Raw genomic sequence first — 17,148 nt, 5'->3', positions numbered from 1 at the left:
TCGTACGCCCCGATGGACCTTCGCCCTCGTCAGCGCCGGCGGAGTGATGATGACGCTCGACGTGACCGTGGTGAACGTCGCGCTCTCCGGTATCGCCCGGGATCTGGAGAGCGGCCTCGGCAAGGTCCAGTGGACCGTTTCCGCCTACTCGCTGGCCTTCGGGGCGCTGCTGCTGACCGCGGGCGCGCTCTCCGACCGCGTGGGCCGCAGGGCGGTCTTCATGGCCGGAATGGCACTGTTCACCGTCGCCTCGGCCGGATGCGGCCTCGCACCCGACATCGGCACGCTCATCGCCGCCCGCGCCGCCCAGGGGCTCGGCGGCGCCATGGTGTTCGCACCGACGCTCGCCCTGCTCGCGGCCGCCTACCAGGGCGCCCGGCGCCAGGCCGCCATAGCCGCGTTCGCGGCCATCGCCTCCGCCGCCGGGGCGCTCGGCCCCGTCGTCGGCGGCCTGTTCGTCCAGGCGCTCGGCTGGCGGTGGATCTTCCTGGTCAACGTGCCCATCGGGATCCTGGTCGTGGCCGGCGCGCTCGCCCGCATGCCGGAATCGGACACCCCCGCCGAGCCGCGGCGTGCCCTCGATCCCCTGGGAGCCGTCCTGGGCGTCGGCACCCTCCTGGCGCTGCACTATCCGCTGGTCACCGGTCCCGAAGCGGGCTGGACGGCCCCGGACGTGCTGCTCTCCGCGGCCGTCGCGGTCGTCCTGGCCCTGGCCCTGGTGGCCAGCCAGCGCCGCGGCGACGGCCTGATCGACATGACGCTGCTGCGCATCAGGGCGTTCTCCGGTGCCGCGGTGCTGGGCTTCCTCGCCCGGCTCTCCAGCCTCGGGGTGCTCGCCTTCGTCACGCTGTGGCTGCAGACCGCCCATGCGTACTCACCGCTGGAGGTGGGGTTGCACCTCCTACCGCTGACGGGCAGTCTGCTGGTGGCGGGGCTCTTCGTCGCCCGGCTGCAGAAGGTGTTCTCCCCGGACGTCCTGGTCGCCGGCGGTTTCGCGGCCCAGGGGGCGGGCCTGATCGGCCTGGCCGTCGCCGGGGCGGGCGGCGGCCAGGCCGCCACGGTCACCGGACTGGTCCTCCTCGGCATCGGAGGGGCCGTCATCTTCCCGCCTCTCATGGGCGTCGCGGTGGGCGCCGCGCCCGCGGACCGGGCCGGCATGGCGTCCGGACTGACCAACGCCTGCTACCCGCTCGGCACGGCGACCGGGGTCGCCGCCTTCGGAGCGGTGTTCTCCGCCCGCCTCGGCGACGGCCTGGCCGGCGGCCCCGCCGGCACCGGCCCGGACGGCGCAACGTCGCTGCGGGAGGCCGTCGAGACCGGGCGCTTCGAGCTGCTCGACCCCGCGCTCCAGCCGCTCGCCCGCTCCGCCTTCGCCGGGGCCTTCACCGCGGTCTGCCTGGCCTCCGCCCTCGTCTGCCTGCTCGGCGTGGTGGCCGCCCGCACCCTCAGGGCCGGGCCGCGGGGCCTCGGGGACACCCCGGAGCGCCCCCGGTCCTCCCGTATGGCGACCTCCTGACCGTACGTCCGGCTTCCCGCAGCGCGCCGACACCGCCTCGTCGCACGGCCCGGACGCGAAACCGCCCGGGGCCCGGTCGTACGGGCCCCGGGCGGTTTCGCGTGGTGCTCCGGGTGGTGGGCCGGGGTGCCGACCGGGTCAGAGCTCCCGCGTCCGGCGCAGCAGCCACACCAGGTAGGGCGCGCCGACCAGGGCGGTGACGATGCCCACCGGGATCTCGGTCGGCGCCAGCAGCCACCGGCCCAGGGCGTCCGAGGACACCACCAGCACCGCCCCCAGCACCGCGGCCATGGGCACCATCCGGGCCGTGCTGTTGCCGACGACACGGCGCGCCAGGTGCGGAGCGACCAGCCCGACGAAGCCCACCGCGCCGACCGCCGCGGCGGTGCCCGCCGCGAGCACCGCGCCCGCACCGAGGACCAGCAGCCGGGCACGGCCCAGCTCCAGGCCCAGGGAGCGCGGCAGCTCCTCGCCGAGGGCGAGCAGGTTCACGGGGCGCGCCGCGATGACCAGCAGCACCGCGACGACCGCCGGCAGCGCGAGCCACCCGAGCGCGGAGAAGTCCCGGGCGTACGTACTGCCGGCGAGCCAGCTGAGCGCGGCCGAGATGTTCATCTGCGCGCCGACCACCATGATGTTCACCAGGGCCATCGACGTGGCGGCCGCGCCCAGGCCGACCAGCACCACCCGGGTCGGATCCAGGCCGCTGCGGCCGCCGCCGCGCGTCCCCCGGGCCACGAGCACCACGAGCGCGAGCATCAGCACGCCCCCGACGCCCGCCGCGGCCGGCAGGGCCACCAGCGGCGCCGAAGGGACGACGAGGATGACCGTCATCGCGCCGAGGGACGCCCCGCCGGTCACGCCGACGAGCCCCGGTTCGGCCAGCGGGTTGCGCACCACCGCCTGCACCGCCACCCCCGCGACCGCCAGGCATGCCCCGGCCAGGGCGGCCACCAGGATGCGCGGCAGCCGGTAGGACACCACCGCTTCGGTGATCTGCTCCGCGGAGCCGAACACCGCCGCACCCAGCTGGCCCCAGGTGACCTCCACGTCGCCCACGCGCAGCGAGACCACGATCGCGACGGCCAGGGCCAGCAGTCCGCCGCCGAGCGCGACCGCGTAACCCGGGGCCCGGCGCCGGTCGGAGACCACGACGGCCGCGCCGGTGTCGGCGTCGCCGGTGCTGACCCGGCGCGCCAGCGCCATGAACACCGGCCCGCCGATCAGCGCCGTGACCACACCCACCGGGATCTCCGCGGGCTGGGTGGCGGACGGCTTGACGATCAGCTGGGCGGCCGCGTCCGCGCCGAGGACCAGCGCCGCGGCCAGCAGCGCGGCCATGGGGATGAGCACCGCGTGCTTGCGCAGGCCCAGCTGCCGTACGACCACGGGGGCGATCAGGCCGACGAAGCCGATCGGCCCGGCGAGGGAGACGGCGGACGCGGAGAGCAGCACCGCGAGGAGGAAGGCCGCGGGCCGGACTCGTTCGACGCGTACGCCCATCGCCTCGGCCGTCTCGTCCCCGAGCGCCAGCAGGTCCAGCGGCCGGGACAGGAACGGGGCGAGCAGCGCACCGGCGGCGACGACCGCGCCGAGGACGAGCGGCCGTTCCAGACCGGACTGCATCAGGGTGCCGTTGCCCCAGAAGAACAGCCCGCGGGTCGCCTGCACGTCGAGCATCTGCAGGAACTCGGCCGCTGCGGTGGCGGCCAGGGCGACGGTCGCCCCGGCGAGCAGCACCCGCCCGGGCGTCATCACCCCGCCGCTGCTGAGCACGTACACCACGGCGACCGCGAGGAGTCCGCCGAGGAACGCCGCGCCACCGGCGGGGACCGGGCCGAGGCTGATGCCGGTGAAGGCCACCAGCACGACGGCGAAGTACGCCCCGGCATTCACGCCGAGGGTGTCGGGCGCCGCCAGCGGGTTGCGGGTGGCTCCCTGCACGAGCACACCGGAGACGCCGAGCGCGACGCCGACCACCAGGCCGGTGAGGGTGCGCGGCAGCCGGCTGCCGACCAGGACGTCCCCGGTGCGCGGATCACCGTGGCCGAGGAGCAGGTCCACGATGTCGCCGATCCCCACCCCGGACGCTCCGAGACCGAGGTGCACCACGGCGACCACGCACAGGACGGCGGACAGGGCGCCGCCCACGAGCACAGCTCGTGGGCGGCGGCCGAGCGGACGGGCCGTGGGGGCCGTCAGTCCTTCCGAGGCCATCAGACCTTCAGGGCCTTGCCGGTCTCGTCGAGGAGGTGCATCGCCGACAGCGGGCCGCCGAACAGCCAGGTGCCGGGGTCGAGCGCCAGCGCCTTGTCGTTCTTCACGAAGTCCAGGCCCTTCCACACCGCGTTGCCCGCGAGGTCCCCGGTGAACGGGTTGTCGTTGTCGGCGGCGACGTACAGGAAGGTGGCGTCCTTCTCCACCTTGGTCAGGCCCTCGACGCCGACCGTGGTCATGCCCCACGTGTCGGACTGGCCCTTCCAGCCGTTCTTCAGCCCGGCCAGGCCGAGCACCTGGGGCGCGATGGCGTCGTCGGTGAGCATCCGGATCGACGCGGCGCCGTTCGCGGTGAAGCCCTGCGCCAGCGCGTACTTCAGACCGCCCTTGCCGGCCTTGTCCAGCCGGGCCTTGAGGTCGGCGGCCTTGGCGTCGATCTGCTGCGTCACCTCACCGGCCTTGTCCTCCTTGCCCACCGCCTTCGCCAGCTCGGTGAAGTTCTTCTTCATCGTCGCGAGCTGGGGCTTGGTGGTGTACGTGAAGGACAGCACGGGCGCGATGGCCTGGAGCTGCTTGAGGTTGGCCTTCGACCGGTCGTTGTCGATCACGATGAGGTCCGGCTGCAGCGCCCGGATCTTCTCCAGGCTCGGCTCGTTGCGGTCACCGACGTCGGTGACCTTGGCGGGCAGGTCCGCGCCCTCGGCCGTGATCCACGTGCCGTAGCCCTTGTTGTCGGCGTTGCCCGTGGGGGTGACGCCGAGCGCGACGAGCTCCTCGGCGTACGTCCACTCCAGCGTCACGACCTTGGTCGCCGGCTTGTCCAGGGTGACCTTGCCCTGCGCCGTGTCGACGGTGATCTTTCCGCTCGCGGCCTTGCCCCCGCCGGTCTTGCCGTCCGTGGTGCTGTCCCCGACGGTTCCGGACCCGCAGCCGGCGGCGGTGAGCATGAGGGCCACAGCGGTACCGCCCGTCGCGAGGGCGCGCAGCATTCTCTGCATGGTGAATCTCTCCTTGTGTACTGGTGATGCGGGCGAACCGTCGTGGGGGGCGGGTTCGGGGTCAGGACGCGCTGGGGGCTTCCGACCGCTGGGGGAAGCAGGCGAGGTATCCCGTCGCCGGATCGCGCACGACGTGGACGCGCAGGCCGAACGCCCGGTCGATGACCTCGGGGGCGATGACGTCGTCGGGTGTGCCGGAGGCGGCGATCCCGCCGTCGGCCACCACCACGACGTGGTCGGCGTACGCCGCCGCCTGCATCAGGTCGTGCAGCACCACGCCGCAGGCGATGCCGTGCTCACGGGCCAGCCGCCGCACCACGTCGAGCACCTCGAACTGGTGGCGCATGTCGAGGTAGGTGGTGGGCTCGTCGAGCAGCAGCACACCCGCGCGCTGCGCCAGCACCATGGCCAGCCAGGCGCGTTGGCGCTCCCCGCCCGACAGCTCGTCGAGCCGGCGGTCGACCAGCGGCGCCGCGTCGGTGACCTCCAGCGCCCAGTCGATGGCCTCCGTGTCCTCGGCGGTGTGCCGGGAGAGGGCGCCGCGATGGGCGTACCGGCCGTGCCGCACGAGTTCCCGCACGGTCACCCCGGCCGGCGCCTGCGACGACTGGGGGAGGAAGGCCAGACGCTGGGACAGCGCGCGCCGCCCGAGCGAGCGCAGGGGCACGTCGTCGATGCGCACCTCGCCGGCGAGCGGCTCCAGAAGTCCGGCCACCGTGCGCAACAGGGTCGACTTGCCACAGCCGTTGGGGCCGACCAGGACGGTGATGCCGCCCGCCCGGAGGGTCAGGTCCACCTGCTTCAGCACCGGGCGTCCCGCGTGCCCGACGTCCAGATCCTTCGCCACCAGACGGACATCACCTTCGGACACCACGTACTCCTCCTGCCGCCGAACTGACCGCGCCACCATACAACTTAGGTAAGGCACACCTAATGGTTCGACCGGGATAGATGTGACTTGTGACCAGGTCGAGATCTTGTGTGCGCCTGTGCGCCCCCTGCGTACCCCCAACTGCCCTTGCGGGTAAACCTGAGGGCTGTGGCTGGATTCGTACGGTCCAGGGGGTGGCCGAGTGCTTTCCTGTCTGTCGGTGTCCGTGCGGACCCGGGTCCGCACGGGTGCGGGACGCGAACCCGGGCGGCGCCGTCGGCGGGTCCGGCCTCCGCGTCCACCGTCCGGGTGGCGGGCTGGTCATCCAGGCCCCCTCTGCTCTAGGTTAGGTATGCCTAACCTAAGGGAGGTCCTCGATGGGCGCCACCGCCGTTCCCGCGGCCGAACCGACCACCGCCGAACAGGTCCGCTCGGTGCTGGCCCGCGCGGATTCGCTGACCATGACCACGGACGGACGCCGTTACGACCTCGTCGGCCTGCATACCGTCGACGAGCGGGGGCACGTCGGGCTCGACCTGCCGGCCGACAGCCCGCCGGCGGCGCAGGCCGCGTACGCGCCACGCGGCGCCCTGGCCGCCCTGCTGGAGTTCACCGACGTCGCGCCCACCGCCGTACGCGACCGGGTCCGCGCCCGGGTCACGCTCTCGGGATGGCTGACGCCCCTTCACCCCCCGGGCGCCGCCGACCGCGTGGCGCTCCGCCTGGACACCGCACGCGCCACCCTGACCACGGCGTCCGGCACCGTGGCCGCCGGCCTCGACGAGATGGTGCTGGCCGCGGCGGACCCCCTGGCCGAGCAGGAAGCCGCGCTGCTCACCCATCTGGCGGACGCCCACCCCCAGGAAATGGCGCGGCTGACCCGCCTCGTCGACCCGCGGCACCTCCAGGGCGTCCTCCGCGTGCGGCCGCTCGCCCTGGACCGCCACGGGCTCGTCCTGCGGCTCGAACAGGCCCGCGGCCACCGCGACGTCCGGCTGGCCTTCCGCGCCCCGGCACACGACGCCGCCCAAGCCGGCGACCGCATCCAGGAGTTGCTCGCCGCGACGCGCACCTGCGGGCACCGCCGCCGGCTCCTCGGCCGCTCATGACCCGGCAGCCGCCGTCCGGACCGCCGCCCGCACGGGACCTGGTCGCCGCGATCATCCGGGCGGCGCCGCGGGCCGCGGCCCTGTACACGCCGCCCCCACCGCCCCGCCGCCCGGCGGGGAGTGGCGCCCCGCCCCGCCTCGCCTGAGAAGGAACCGCCGTATGCCACCGACGTACACCCCGGACGCCCGCACCGGCCCCGGCTTACCCGGACCCGGACCCGGCCCCGGACCCGGACCCGGCCCAGGAATCGGAGCAAGGTCAGGACCCGGGCCCGCCGCACGCCCGCCGGCGCCCGAGTCCCCCGCCACCCGGACGCCGCAGGCCCGCACCGGCTGGACACCCGCCCGCACCGAGGCGTTCCTCGCGGCGCTGCGCCGGGGCGACACCGTCGCCGACGCGGCCGGCCGGGCCGGCGTCTCGAAGGAGACCGTCTACAAACGCAGAAGGCGGGACCGCGCGTTCGCCGACCTGATGGTCGAGGCGCAGGGGGTCGGCCTGCGCGCCCGCGCCCGCCTCAGGGAACGCAGACGCGCGCCGTTCCGGGCGATGAGCTACCGGCTGGTCCGGCGCACGGGTACGGCCGGCGGCGCCGCGGGCCAGGACCGGCCGGTCCCGTAGCGCCCGTTCCTCCGTCAGCCCGGCACGTCCTGCCGTGCGCCCGCCCCTCCGCAGGGCGGCCCGTCCCGGTTCACACGCTCCAGCGCAGCACCGCACCCAGCCCGCCCGCCGGACCCGGCGTACCGTCCGGGACCAGGAGCACCTCGCAGTCGGCCGCGGCGGCGGACCGCAGCAGGGCGTCGTCGGCGCGCGCCAGCTGCGGCTTGGCGACCCCCATGGCCTGTACATGGCCGCGCTGCACGCCGACCTCGTCGACGCCCGGACCGATCCACACCTCGCGCCGCGCGTCCGACGCGTCCAGGCACAGCAGCAGGGTGGCCACCTGGTGCTTGCGCACGGCGTCCACGACCGCCGGCATCCCCTCGGCAGCCTGCCCGGGGCCGGTGTCGAGCGCGGCGGCCTCACGGTGCTCGCCGGGCCTGCCGCGTCCGACGCGGAAGCGGTCGAGGGCGCTGTGGAGGCGGTCGCGCGCGAACTGCTCGCAGGCCCGCGCGATCTGCTGGTCCAACAGCCGCTTCGAGGCGCCGGGGGACCTGCTGCCGTTCTCCGCCTCGACGGTGACGGCCCGGATGCGCTCGGGCAGCCGGTGGTGCACGGCCCTGCGCTCACGGGCGTCGCCGGCCAGCACCAGCAGCTCGGCGCCGCTCCCGGGCCACGCCCGGGCGAGCTCGCCGACGATGGCGTCGGCCGTCTCGTTCACGCTGTTCTCGACCTTGTTCCGGTAGTGCCACTCGTAGCGGTCCTCGGGGAGGCTGCGGTGCCCGCGCCCCTGCCACTCCCTGCCGCGCGCCTGGCCGAGGGACTCGCGGCGGTGCCCGTCGCGCAGCTCGAAGTCGGCGCCCGTCCGGTCGACGTAGGCCACCAGACAGCGCGGCCGGTCCCCCCGCAGATCGGCCAGCGGCGCGACGTGCGGCAGGATCGACCAGGTCGCCTCGATCGCGGGCGGGGCCTCGGCGAGGGGGACGTCGAGGACCACCTCGGCGCCCGTGGCGAAAAGGGCCCGGCCCGGCGGCGAACCGGAGACGGGCTCGCGGGCGAGCCGCTCCATCACCGCCCTGACGGTGTAGGCGTCGGCGCCCGCCTCGATGAGCTGCGACGCGGCGGAGCGGTCGCGCAGCTCCTGGACCTTCGCCGCGTCCTCCGTCGAGCGCGAGGTGTCGATGTACAGAGAAGCCCATGGGCCTGGCCGGTCGAAGAGCGGTTTCAAGAAGCCGAGTTCCATGATTCCCCCAGGCGCGGGAGTACGAGTACCACCAGGTTATGCCGATACGAGGCGTTTCGTACGGCCGTACGGCGCCCACGGGCCCCCTCGTCGGCCGGGCGCCCCGCCCCACCTGCGCCTCGTCCACCCGCGTGCACACCCGGTCGCGCACCGTGCCGCCGCACGGTGCGTGCCGGTCCGAACGCCCGCTGTGACCGCCGCAGGGGGGCGTGGCGGTCCGCACGCCCGCGGTGACCGCGTCATGCCGGCCGCAGCGGCGGGAAGACGGACCTCTGTCCACCTACCGCCCCGACAGGAGGAGTTGCAGCATGCACAGCGTCAACAGGTGGCTCACCCGGCACTTATGGCTCCAGGTCGCGCTCGCGGTGCTCGCCGCCACCGCCGTGATCCTGCTGATCGACCCGGCGAGGTCATGGGGCGAGGTGCTGGTGCGCATCACCGTCATGTCGCTCGGCGGGGCGGCCGTCCTCGCGGCACGCCGGCGCGGGGAACGGCGGGCGGTCGGCGGATCGGACGCGACGGTGGCGAGCCTGGACCACCGACTGCGCCGGGGTGACGTGCCCGCGGACCCGGGGGAGCGGGAGGCGATGGCGAAGCTGGTGGCCCGCCGACTGCACAACACCCGCCACCGGTGGGCGGCCCTCGCCTTCCTCTGCATGATGCTGGGAACCCTCTACGCCCTCATCGCCGCCACGTCCGGCCCGCGGGCGATGATCGGCTACGGTCTCCTCTTCGGCACCTTCCTGGTCTGGCTCACGTGGTACGGCGTGCGGAACCACCGGCGGCTTCGCCGCATGGCAGACGCCCTCCGCCGGGCCTGAACGGCGCTCGGACCGCCTGAGCCGACACAGTCCGCAGGCAGCGCGAGGATGATGTCGTATTCTCGCCAGCCCGGCGTGGTGCCGGTCCGGAATGCTGGAGACCATGCACACCGACACCGAGCGCTGCGTACGGGCCGTCCAGTCCAAGGACGCCCGGTTCGACGGCTGGTTCTTCACCGCCGTCCTCACCACCCGGATCTACTGCCGTCCCAGCTGCCCGGTGGTGCCGCCGAAGGCCGAGAACATGACCTTCTACCCGAGCGCGGCCGCCTGCCAGCAGGCCGGCTTCCGCGCCTGCAAGCGGTGCCGCCCGGACACCAGCCCCGGCTCGCCCGAGTGGAACGCCCGCGCCGACACGGTCGCCCGGGCCATGCGCCTCATCCAGGACGGGGTCGTGGACCGCGAGGGCGTGCCCGGCCTCGCGGCCCGCCTCGGCTACTCCACCCGGCAGGTGGAGCGCCAGCTGCTCGCCGAGCTGGGCGCGGGCCCGCTCGCGCTGGCCCGCGCCCAGCGGGCCCAGACCGCGCGCCTGCTCATCGAGACGACCGGACTGCCCATGGCGGACGTCGCGTTCGCCGCCGGTTTCGCCTCGGTCCGCACCTTCAACGACACCGTCCGCGAGGTCTTCGCCCTCGCCCCGGGCGAGCTGCGCGCCCGCGCCGCCCGCAGCACGGCACGGCTCCCGCAGACCCCCGGCGTCATCGCCCTGCGGCTGCCGTACCGGGCGCCGCTCAACCCCGACAACCTCTTCGGGCACCTGGCCGCCACCGCCGTCCCCGGCGTCGAGGAGTGGCGTGACGGCGCCTACCGGCGCACCCTCTCCCTCCCGCACGGTCACGGCATCGCCGCGCTCGCGCCCCGCTCCGACCACATCGCCTGCCGCCTGTCCCTGACCGACCCGCGCGACCTCACCCTCGCCATCAGCCGCTGCCGCCGGCTGCTCGACCTGGACGCCGACCCCGTCGCCATCGACGACCGGCTGCGCGGCGACGAGCTCCTCGCGCCCCTCGTGGACAAGGCGCCGGGCCGCCGGGTGCCGCGCACCGTGGACGCGGCGGAGTTCGCCGTGCGCGCGGTACTCGGGCAGCAGGTGTCCACCGCGGCCGCCCGCACCCACGCCGGGCGTCTCGTCGCCGCGCACGGCACGCCGGTCGACGACCCCGAGGGCGGTCTGACCCACCTCTTCCCGGCACCCGACGCGCTCGCCGCCCTCGACCCGGAGGCCCTCGCGCTGCCCCGCAGCCGCCGCACCACCCTGACCACGCTGGTCGCCGCCCTCGCCGACGGCTCGCTGCGGCTCGGCCTGGACAGCGACTGGGACGAGGCCCGCGCAGGGCTCGCGCGGCTGCCCGGCTTCGGCCCCTGGACGGTCGAGGTGATCGCCATGCGTGCCCTCGGGGACCCCGACGCCTTCCTCCCCACCGACCTCGGCATCCGCCGCGCCGCGCAGGGGCTGGGACTGCCGTCGACGCCCGCCGCGCTGACCGCCCGCGCCGCCGCCTGGCGGCCCTGGCGCGCGTACGCCGTCCAGTACCTCTGGGCGACCGACACCCACCCCATCAATCACCTGCCCTCGTGAGGAAGCGACCGATGCGCCGACAGCACACCGTCACGGACAGCCCCTACGGCCCGCTCACGCTCGTCGCCACCGACGGGGTGCTCAGCGGGTTGTACATGACCGAACAGCGCCACCGTCCCGCCGAGGAGACCTTCGGCCATCCGGACCCGCGGCCCTTCGGCGAGGTCGTCCGCCAGCTCGACGCCTACTTCGCGGGTGAGCTCACCGAGTTCGACCTCCCGCTGCACCTCGCCGGCACGCCCTTCCAGCGCGGCGTCTGGCAGTTGCTGCGGACGATCCCGTACGGCGAGACCCGCACCTACGGCGAACTGGCCGAGGCGCTGGGCAGACCCGGGGCCTCCCGCGCCGTCGGCCTCGCCAACGGGAAGAACCCCATCGGCATCATCGTCCCCTGCCACCGCGTCATCGGCGCGAGCGGCAGTCTCACCGGCTACGGCGGCGGCCTCGACCGTAAGCAGCGGCTGCTCACCTTCGAGAGCGGTGCTTCCGTGAGCGGTGCTTTCTCCGCGAGCGGTGCTTCCGTGAGCGGTGCTTTCTCCGCGAGCGGCGCTCCCGTGAGCGGCGCTCCCGCGAGCACCGCTCACACCATGAGCGGCGCTTCCGCGAGCACCGCTCACACCACGAGCAGCCCGCCGGTGAGCAGTGCTTTCGAGAGCGGCGCTCTCTTCTGACGTCGCTACGCGAGCCGCTTGAGCAGGGCCGGCAGAGCCGTCCCGATCGGCTCGCGCACCACCTCGTCGGCCAGCTCGTCGTACGGCGTCGGCTCGGCGTTCACGATGATCAGCCGCGCCCCGTGCTCCGCCGCGATCCCGGCCAGCGAGGCGGCCGGCTGGACCTGGAGCGTCGAGCCCACCGCGATGAAGACCTCCGCGGCCTTGGCGATCCCCATCGCCTCCCCGAGCACCACCGGGTCCAGCCGTTCCCCGAACATCACCGTCGCCGCCTTCAGGATCCCGCCGCACGCCGTGCACGCCGGATCCTCCTCACCCGCCTCCACCCGGGCCAGCGCCTCCGCCATCGAGGACCGCGCGTGACACCCGGTGCACACCACCGCCCGTGCGGTGCCGTGCAGTTCGAGCACCTTGCGGGCCGGCATCCCGGCGAGCTGGTGCAGCCCGTCGACGTTCTGCGTGATCACCCGCACGGCGAACCCGGGCGTGCGCTCCAGCTCGGCGACGGCCCGGTGCGCGGTGTTCGGCTCGGCGCGCAGTGCCTCGCTGTCGCGCCGCATCAGCCACGAGCGGCGCCGGATCTCCGGGTCCGCCATGTAGTACGCGTACGTGACGAGCTTCTCGGCCTCCGGATCGCGCCGCCACAGCCCGTTGGGCCCCCGGTAGTCACTGATGCCGGAGTCCGTGGAGATACCGGCACCGCTGAGGATCGCGACGAGAGTCATATGCCGAGCCTAGGCAGCACCGGTCCGCCCCCGCGAACAGGTTTCGCGGCCGGCGGCGCCCGCGCGGGGGACGTGCGGTACGGTCACCCCATGGCCAGGGTCACCGTCACGCTCGATGCCGAACTCGTCGTGGAAGTCATGGTGTTGGCGGGCGTCGGCAGCCCCCAGGACGCCGTCGAGCTGGTCGTGCGCGACTACATCGCGCGCGGCCACCGCACCGAGGCGCGGGTCACCTCGCGCGACGAGCAGCCCCGGACCGTCGAAAGCGGACCGCAGGACAACCAGGGCTGACCGGCGCCCGGCGCCCGGGGGCGGGGCCGGGGATCAGCGCGGCGGGTGCCCGTTCTCCAGCTCCACCGCGCCGCCGCCGCTCGTCAGCACGTCCAGCGCCGCCCGCACCCGCGCCCCGAGCGAGCCCAGCAGGTGGGCGGGGAGCTCCTCGGGCTCCACGAGCTTCCAGGAGATCAGCTCCTCCTCCTGGAGCCGGATCGCCCGGAACTGCTCACCGGTCAGGACTCCGCCGTCGTACACGTACGCCACGATCGGCGGCCGCCCGGGACCCGGCACCCAGTCCACCGCGAGGAGCCGGCCCACCTCCACATCGAGCCCGATCTCCTCCAGCGTCTCCCGCCGGGCGGCCTGCCGCGGGGTCTCGCCCTCGTCCGACTCGACGGTCCCGCCGGGCAGCGCCCAGCCGTCCCGGTAGTTCGGCTCGACCAGCAGCACGCGCCCCTCACCGTCCCGGAAGATCGCGGCGGCTCCGGCCAGTACGCGGGGGAGTCCGGCGATGTACGTCACGTAGTCGGTGCTCACGCGATCACCCTAGCCAACGCCCGCCAGCCGCACCGTGCGCTCCGCCAGCTCCCCGATGCGCACGCCGTCGAAGCCGAACACCGCGCTGCGCACCCGGTCCTCCAGCGGGTCGGTCCACCGGCGGGGGATGCGGGAGGCGCCGCAGAGCACGCCCGCGACCGAACCCGCCGTGGCGCCGTTGGAGTCCGTGTCCAGGCCGCCCCGCACGGTCAAGGTGATCGTGCGGGTGAAGTCGCCCTCCCCGTACAGCAGGCCCGCCGTGATCACGGCGGCGTTCGGCACGACGTGGATCCAGTGCAGCCCGGACGTCTCCCGCTCCAGCTCGGCGAGCGCGCCGGACCAGCTCACGCCCGCCTCGTGCAGCGCGACGGCGTGACGCACCGTACGGGCCAGGCGGCTGCTCGCCGGGATGCGGACCAGCGCCGCCTCGATCGCGTCGCGGACCCCGTGCGCGGTGAACGCGGCGGCGATCAGCGCGGCCGCCCACATCGCGCCGTACACGCCGTTGCCCGTGTGCGACAGCACCGCGTCCCTGCGGGCCAGCGCCGCGGCCCGGCGCGGATCGCCGGGGGAGGTCCAGCCGAAGACGTCCGCGCGGATGAGAGCGCCGATCCACTCCTGGTGCGGATTGTCGTACGTGGCCGTCAGCGGCGGTTTCAGACCCGCCGCGAGATTGCGGTAGGCGGCCCGCTCGGCCGTGAAAGTCTGCAGGTAGGGCAGGCGCAGCAGCCACAGCGTGCCCACCTGCTCGGTGGTGAAGCCGAATCCGTGCGTCTCCAGCAGGTGCAGGCCGAGGATCGCGTAGTCGACGTCGTCGTCGCGGCAGCTCCCGCTGATCCGGCCGCGCACGCACTGCGGCCACTCCGGGCGCAGCTCGAAACCGGGCGCGCCGGGCGGCGGCTCCGGCAGGTAGTCGGCCAGGGGCAGGGCCCCCGTGGCACGCAGGTACCGGTCGATCCGGTCGCGTGTCCAGTAGTCGCCACGCTCGACGGGTTTGCCCAGCATGTTGCCGGCGATGCGCCCCGACCAGCCGCCCAGGACCCGGTCGGCCAGGGTCGGCTCCGCGGGGCCGGAGGCCCACGTCATGGGGGCAGCGTCACACGGGGGGCCCGCGCCCGCGACCCGGAACCGGCCTGACCAGCGGGTCCGTACGCCGGACAGGGGTGGCACACCGTCCGACCGTGCGGATAGGGTCGGCGGCGGCGCGACTGCCTGTTCGATAGCAAGGGATGCAAGGGTGACGGACGGAGCAGTAACTGAGGCCGCGCGCGTGCTCGTCGCGGCTGACAAGTTCAAGGGTTCGCTCACGGCCGTGCAGGTCGCGGAGCGGGTGACGGCCGGGCTCCGGCACGTCGTCCCCGGTCTCCAGGTCGAGACCCTGCCGGTGGCCGACGGCGGCGACGGCACGGTGGCGGCCGCGGTGGCTGCCGGGTTCGAACGGCGTGAGGTACGGGTGACCGGGCCGCTCGGCGAGCCGGTGACCGCGGCGTACGCGCTGCGCGACGGCACGGCGGTCGTGGAGATGGCGGAGGCGTCCGGCCTCCAGCTGCTGCCCGAGGGCGTCTTCGCCCCGCTGACGTCCACCACCTACGGCTCCGGCGAGCTGCTGCGCGCCGCGCTGGACGCGGGGGCGCGCAGCATCGTCTTCGGCGTGGGCGGCAGCGCCACCACCGACGGCGGCGCCGGGATGCTCGCCGCGCTCGGCGCGCGCTTCCTCGACGCGGACGGCAAGCCCGTCGGCCCGGGCGGCGGCGGTCTGCGGGACCTGGCGACCGCCGACCTGTCGGGCCTCGACGCCCGCTTCTCGGACGTCGACCTGGTCCTCGCCAGCGACGTCGACAACCCGCTGACCGGCCCGAAGGGCGCGCCGGCGGTGTACGGGCCGCAGAAAGGCGCCTCGCCCGACGACGTGGCCGAGCTGGACGCAGCCCTCGGGCACTTCGCGTCCGTCCTCGCCGACGCGATCGGTCCCCGCGCCACCGAGCTCGCCGCCTCGCCGGGCGCGGGCGCGGCAGGAGGCATCGGGTACGGGGCGCTGGTCGCCCTGGGCGCGGGCTTCCGCCCCGGTATCGAGGTGATGCTGGACGTGCTCGGCTTCGGCCCGGCGCTGGACCGCGCGACCCTCGTCATCACCGGCGAGGGCTCCCTGGACGAGCAGACCCTGCACGGCAAGGCCCCCGCGGGTGTCGCGGCGGCCGCCCGCGCGGCCGGCATCGAGGTCGTGGCCGTCTGCGGCCGCCTCGCCCTGCGGCCCGAGGCCCTGGGCAGGGCCGGCATCCGCCGCGCCTACCCGCTGACGGACCTGGAGCCGGACACGGCGAAGTGCATCGCCGAGGCGGGCCCGCTGCTGGAACGCCAGGCGGCGAACATCGCACGCGACTTCCTGACGTAGCCGCCCGCGCAGGGCAGGTGCCGCCCCCGGCCCGGGGCGGCGCCCCCGGTTTCTGCGCCTCTCCGCGGGCCGACCGGTGCGCGCGTGCGGCGGCCCTGGGCCCCATGCCTTCCGCCGCCCGCCCGCATGCCGACGGAGCACTCGCGGTGGATGCGCCCCTGCACGCGAGGGGGACGGGGGCGGGAGCGTGGGGGTGCCCGGACGTAAGACGACTGAACTCGCGCGAAGCGCGGTGAACGAGAGTCCGGGCACCCCCACCCAAGCTCCCGGCCCCCGCCCCGCCCCACCGGGCGCAAGCCCCGCCGCCCCCGGGGCGCAAGCCCCCCACCGCTCCCACCCCCCTCAGCCCGTCGTCAGGCGGAACGCGTCCAGCGCCAGGGTCATCTCCGTCAGGTCCCGAGGCCGGGACAGCGACCGGGACGTGAGCTGCTCCAGGCGGCGCAGGCGGTTGAAGACCGTGTTCCGGTGGCAGTAGAGCCTGCTCGCTGCGCGGCCCGCCGAGCCCTCGCAGTCGAGCCAGACGTCCAGCGTCTCCAGGAGCACCGCGCGGTCGGCCGGATCGAGGTCCAGCAGGGCGCCCAGGACCTCGGAGACCAGGAGGGAGGCGAGGTCGGGCTGTCCCGCGACCAGGGCGCCCGGCATCCGGCGGTCGAGCCGGACGATCCCGGGCGTGTCGGCCGGGCAGGTGCGCAGGGCCAGCGCCGCCAGGCGCCGCGCCCGGCCCAGCTCCGTCAGCCCGACGACCACGGGGCTGATGCCGCCGGGGCCGGGGCAGCGCCCCTCCATGAGCTCCGCCAGCGCGTCGAGGCCCGCGTCCTCGTCCAGGCAGACCACACCGATCTCGCAGTCGGTGCGCATCCGCCAGATGAACCGCAGGCCGGCGCCCGCCAGCCGGCGGTGGGCCACGTCGCGCCGCTCGCCGCGCAGCATCACCACCGCGTACCGTCCCCGTTCCGGCAGATCCAGGCCCGCCGCCGCGCGTGCCGCGACCTCGGGCGACCGGCCGCCGTCGAGCAGCGCGTCGAGCAGCGCCTGCAGCTGCTCGTCGGTGCGGCGCCGCAGCTCCAGCTCCGTCACCCGGTACGCCTCCGAGGCCGTGTCGGCCTGGGCGTCCACCGCGGACCACACCATCGTCGCGGCCTGCATCAGCACGGCCAGCCGCCGCGCGTCGGCACCGGCGTCCTCCAGCAGCGCGTCCCACACGAGGTGCCCGGCCAGCCGGTACGCGTGCACGACGAGCTCCAGCGGCAGGCCCTGCTCGGCGCGCCGGCGGCCGAGCCACTCGGCGTGCTCCAGGTCCCGGCGCGGTGAGGCGCGCGGCGCCGAGATCATCTCGATGCCGATCCGCATGGCCTCGCGCGCCTCCTGCCAGTGCTGGTCGTAGCCGATGACACGCCCGTAGGCGGGGGAGTGCTCGTGCAGCTCCCGCACGTGCTCGTCCACCAGCTCCGGCAGCCGCTCCAGCAGTGCCAGGCACGCCTCGGCGAGCAGTTTCCAGTCGTCCCCTGTTCGCGGTCTGCGGGCTCCCATGGACCGGAGGATGCCACCCCGCCGACAGGTACGGCATGCCCCTGACACGCAGGGTTGTGCGCGTG

At 74.9% G+C, this 17,148-nt stretch carries 15 protein-coding genes and 1 pseudogene; 8 read left to right on the top strand and 8 right to left on the bottom strand.

Annotated features, from left to right (window positions below):
• The first annotated feature begins 46 nt into the window (after window positions 1-46).
• Complete coding sequence (locus tag ACIA79_RS02710) at window positions 47-1,516, top strand: MFS transporter (protein WP_399426316.1); 1,470 nt, start codon at window positions 47-49, stop codon at window positions 1,514-1,516.
• A 138-nt stretch (window positions 1,517-1,654) separates the two neighbouring features.
• Here the strand turns inward: ACIA79_RS02710 and ACIA79_RS02705 are convergent, their stop codons facing one another.
• The 3 genes from ACIA79_RS02705 to ACIA79_RS02695 all read right to left on the bottom strand — a co-directional run bounded on the left by ACIA79_RS02705 (window position 1,655) and on the right by ACIA79_RS02695 (window position 5,602).
• Complete coding sequence (locus ACIA79_RS02705; protein WP_399426315.1) at window positions 1,655-3,733, bottom strand: iron ABC transporter permease; 2,079 nt, start codon at window positions 3,731-3,733, stop codon at window positions 1,655-1,657.
• Entirely contained in the window at window positions 3,733-4,731 is a 999-nt protein-coding gene (locus ACIA79_RS02700; protein ID WP_399426314.1) for an ABC transporter substrate-binding protein, read from the bottom strand. The genes ACIA79_RS02705 and ACIA79_RS02700 overlap by 1 nt, the downstream gene beginning before the upstream one ends.
• 61 nt (window positions 4,732-4,792) lie before the next feature.
• A complete protein-coding gene (locus ACIA79_RS02695) occupies window positions 4,793-5,602 on the bottom strand; it encodes an ABC transporter ATP-binding protein (RefSeq protein WP_399426313.1) in 810 nt (269 codons plus the stop codon).
• 377 nt (window positions 5,603-5,979) lie between these two features.
• Between ACIA79_RS02695 and ACIA79_RS02690 the strand changes: the two genes are divergently transcribed.
• Both ACIA79_RS02690 and ACIA79_RS02685 read left to right on the top strand, forming a co-directional pair.
• Window positions 5,980-6,711, top strand: a complete 732-nt coding sequence (locus ACIA79_RS02690) for a DUF2470 domain-containing protein (RefSeq protein ID WP_399426311.1) — start codon at window positions 5,980-5,982, stop codon at window positions 6,709-6,711.
• Between the two features lie 160 nt (window positions 6,712-6,871).
• Window positions 6,872-7,330, top strand: a complete 459-nt coding sequence (locus ACIA79_RS02685) for a hypothetical protein (RefSeq protein WP_399426310.1) — start codon at window positions 6,872-6,874, stop codon at window positions 7,328-7,330.
• Between the two features lie 70 nt (window positions 7,331-7,400).
• Here the strand turns inward: ACIA79_RS02685 and ACIA79_RS02680 are convergent, their stop codons facing one another.
• Complete coding sequence (locus tag ACIA79_RS02680) at window positions 7,401-8,552, bottom strand: hypothetical protein (RefSeq protein WP_399426309.1); 1,152 nt, start codon at window positions 8,550-8,552, stop codon at window positions 7,401-7,403.
• A gap of 308 nt (window positions 8,553-8,860) precedes the next feature.
• Here ACIA79_RS02680 and ACIA79_RS02675 point away from each other — a divergent pair, with 308 nt between their 5' ends.
• The 3 genes and pseudogenes from ACIA79_RS02675 to ACIA79_RS02665 form a co-directional block, all read left to right on the top strand.
• Window positions 8,861-9,373, top strand: a complete 513-nt coding sequence (locus tag ACIA79_RS02675) for a hypothetical protein (RefSeq protein ID WP_399426307.1) — start codon at window positions 8,861-8,863, stop codon at window positions 9,371-9,373.
• A 103-nt stretch (window positions 9,374-9,476) separates the two neighbouring features.
• The gene (locus tag ACIA79_RS02670) at window positions 9,477-10,952 is read left to right on the top strand and encodes an AlkA N-terminal domain-containing protein (protein WP_399426306.1); all 1,476 of its coding nucleotides are present in this window, start codon (window positions 9,477-9,479) and stop codon (window positions 10,950-10,952) included.
• 11 nt (window positions 10,953-10,963) lie between these two features.
• Window positions 10,964-11,446, top strand: a pseudogene (locus ACIA79_RS02665) (methylated-DNA--[protein]-cysteine S-methyltransferase); the annotation flags it as partial.
• Between the two features lie 182 nt (window positions 11,447-11,628).
• On the opposite strand, the gene ACIA79_RS02660 reads toward ACIA79_RS02665, so the two are convergent.
• Window positions 11,629-12,348 carry an SIR2 family NAD-dependent protein deacylase gene (locus tag ACIA79_RS02660; RefSeq protein WP_399426304.1) on the bottom strand — a complete coding sequence of 240 codons (720 nt, stop codon included), beginning with the start codon at window positions 12,346-12,348 and terminating at the stop codon, window positions 11,629-11,631.
• A gap of 90 nt (window positions 12,349-12,438) precedes the next feature.
• Here ACIA79_RS02660 and ACIA79_RS02655 point away from each other — a divergent pair, with 90 nt between their 5' ends.
• On the top strand, window positions 12,439-12,639 hold the full coding sequence (locus ACIA79_RS02655; protein ID WP_399426303.1) for a type II toxin-antitoxin system VapB family antitoxin: 201 nt from the start codon (window positions 12,439-12,441) through the stop codon (window positions 12,637-12,639).
• A 33-nt stretch (window positions 12,640-12,672) separates the two neighbouring features.
• Here the strand turns inward: ACIA79_RS02655 and ACIA79_RS02650 are convergent, their stop codons facing one another.
• Both ACIA79_RS02650 and ACIA79_RS02645 read right to left on the bottom strand, forming a co-directional pair.
• Window positions 12,673-13,161, bottom strand: coding sequence for an NUDIX domain-containing protein (locus tag ACIA79_RS02650; RefSeq protein WP_399426302.1), 489 nt, complete (start codon window positions 13,159-13,161; stop codon window positions 12,673-12,675).
• Window positions 13,162-13,170: 9 nt separating this feature from the next.
• Complete coding sequence (locus ACIA79_RS02645) at window positions 13,171-14,247, bottom strand: ADP-ribosylglycohydrolase family protein (RefSeq protein ID WP_399426301.1); 1,077 nt, start codon at window positions 14,245-14,247, stop codon at window positions 13,171-13,173.
• Window positions 14,248-14,398: 151 nt separating this feature from the next.
• Between ACIA79_RS02645 and ACIA79_RS02640 the strand changes: the two genes are divergently transcribed.
• Window positions 14,399-15,553, top strand: a complete 1,155-nt coding sequence (locus tag ACIA79_RS02640; RefSeq protein ID WP_399426299.1) for a glycerate kinase — start codon at window positions 14,399-14,401, stop codon at window positions 15,551-15,553.
• 342 nt (window positions 15,554-15,895) lie between these two features.
• Here ACIA79_RS02640 and ACIA79_RS02635 read toward each other — a convergent pair whose 3' ends face one another.
• Window positions 15,896-17,083, bottom strand: a complete 1,188-nt coding sequence (locus tag ACIA79_RS02635) for a helix-turn-helix domain-containing protein (protein ID WP_399426297.1) — start codon at window positions 17,081-17,083, stop codon at window positions 15,896-15,898.
• Between the last annotated feature and the right edge of the window lie 65 nt (window positions 17,084-17,148).

The sequence above is a fragment of the Streptomyces sp. NPDC051310 genome (genome assembly GCF_044455245.1).
Lineage (GTDB): Bacteria > Actinomycetota > Actinomycetes > Streptomycetales > Streptomycetaceae > Streptomyces.
Note: the sequence above shows the minus strand (reverse complement) of the source record. Positions and strands in the feature narration are given on the sequence as shown.

Excerpts from the sequence above, each read along its gene's own strand:
- ACIA79_RS02670 (WP_399426306.1), top strand. The coding sequence starts at position 9,477 with ATGCACACCGACACCGAGCGCTGCGTACGGGCCGTCCAGTCCAAGGAC.
- ACIA79_RS02645 (WP_399426301.1), bottom strand. The coding sequence starts at position 14,247 with ATGACGTGGGCCTCCGGCCCCGCGGAGCCGACCCTGGCCGACCGGGTC.
- ACIA79_RS02655 (WP_399426303.1), top strand. The coding sequence starts at position 12,439 with ATGGCCAGGGTCACCGTCACGCTCGATGCCGAACTCGTCGTGGAAGTC.
- ACIA79_RS02685 (WP_399426310.1), top strand. The coding sequence starts at position 6,872 with ATGCCACCGACGTACACCCCGGACGCCCGCACCGGCCCCGGCTTACCC.
- ACIA79_RS02710 (WP_399426316.1), top strand. The coding sequence starts at position 47 with ATGATGACGCTCGACGTGACCGTGGTGAACGTCGCGCTCTCCGGTATC.
- ACIA79_RS02660 (WP_399426304.1), bottom strand. The coding sequence starts at position 12,348 with ATGACTCTCGTCGCGATCCTCAGCGGTGCCGGTATCTCCACGGACTCC.
- ACIA79_RS02690 (WP_399426311.1), top strand. The coding sequence starts at position 5,980 with ATGGGCGCCACCGCCGTTCCCGCGGCCGAACCGACCACCGCCGAACAG.
- ACIA79_RS02680 (WP_399426309.1), bottom strand. The coding sequence starts at position 8,552 with ATGGAACTCGGCTTCTTGAAACCGCTCTTCGACCGGCCAGGCCCATGG.
- ACIA79_RS02705 (WP_399426315.1), bottom strand. The coding sequence starts at position 3,733 with ATGGCCTCGGAAGGACTGACGGCCCCCACGGCCCGTCCGCTCGGCCGC.
- ACIA79_RS02635 (WP_399426297.1), bottom strand. The coding sequence starts at position 17,083 with ATGGGAGCCCGCAGACCGCGAACAGGGGACGACTGGAAACTGCTCGCC.
- ACIA79_RS02700 (WP_399426314.1), bottom strand. The coding sequence starts at position 4,731 with ATGCAGAGAATGCTGCGCGCCCTCGCGACGGGCGGTACCGCTGTGGCC.
- ACIA79_RS02675 (WP_399426307.1), top strand. The coding sequence starts at position 8,861 with ATGCACAGCGTCAACAGGTGGCTCACCCGGCACTTATGGCTCCAGGTC.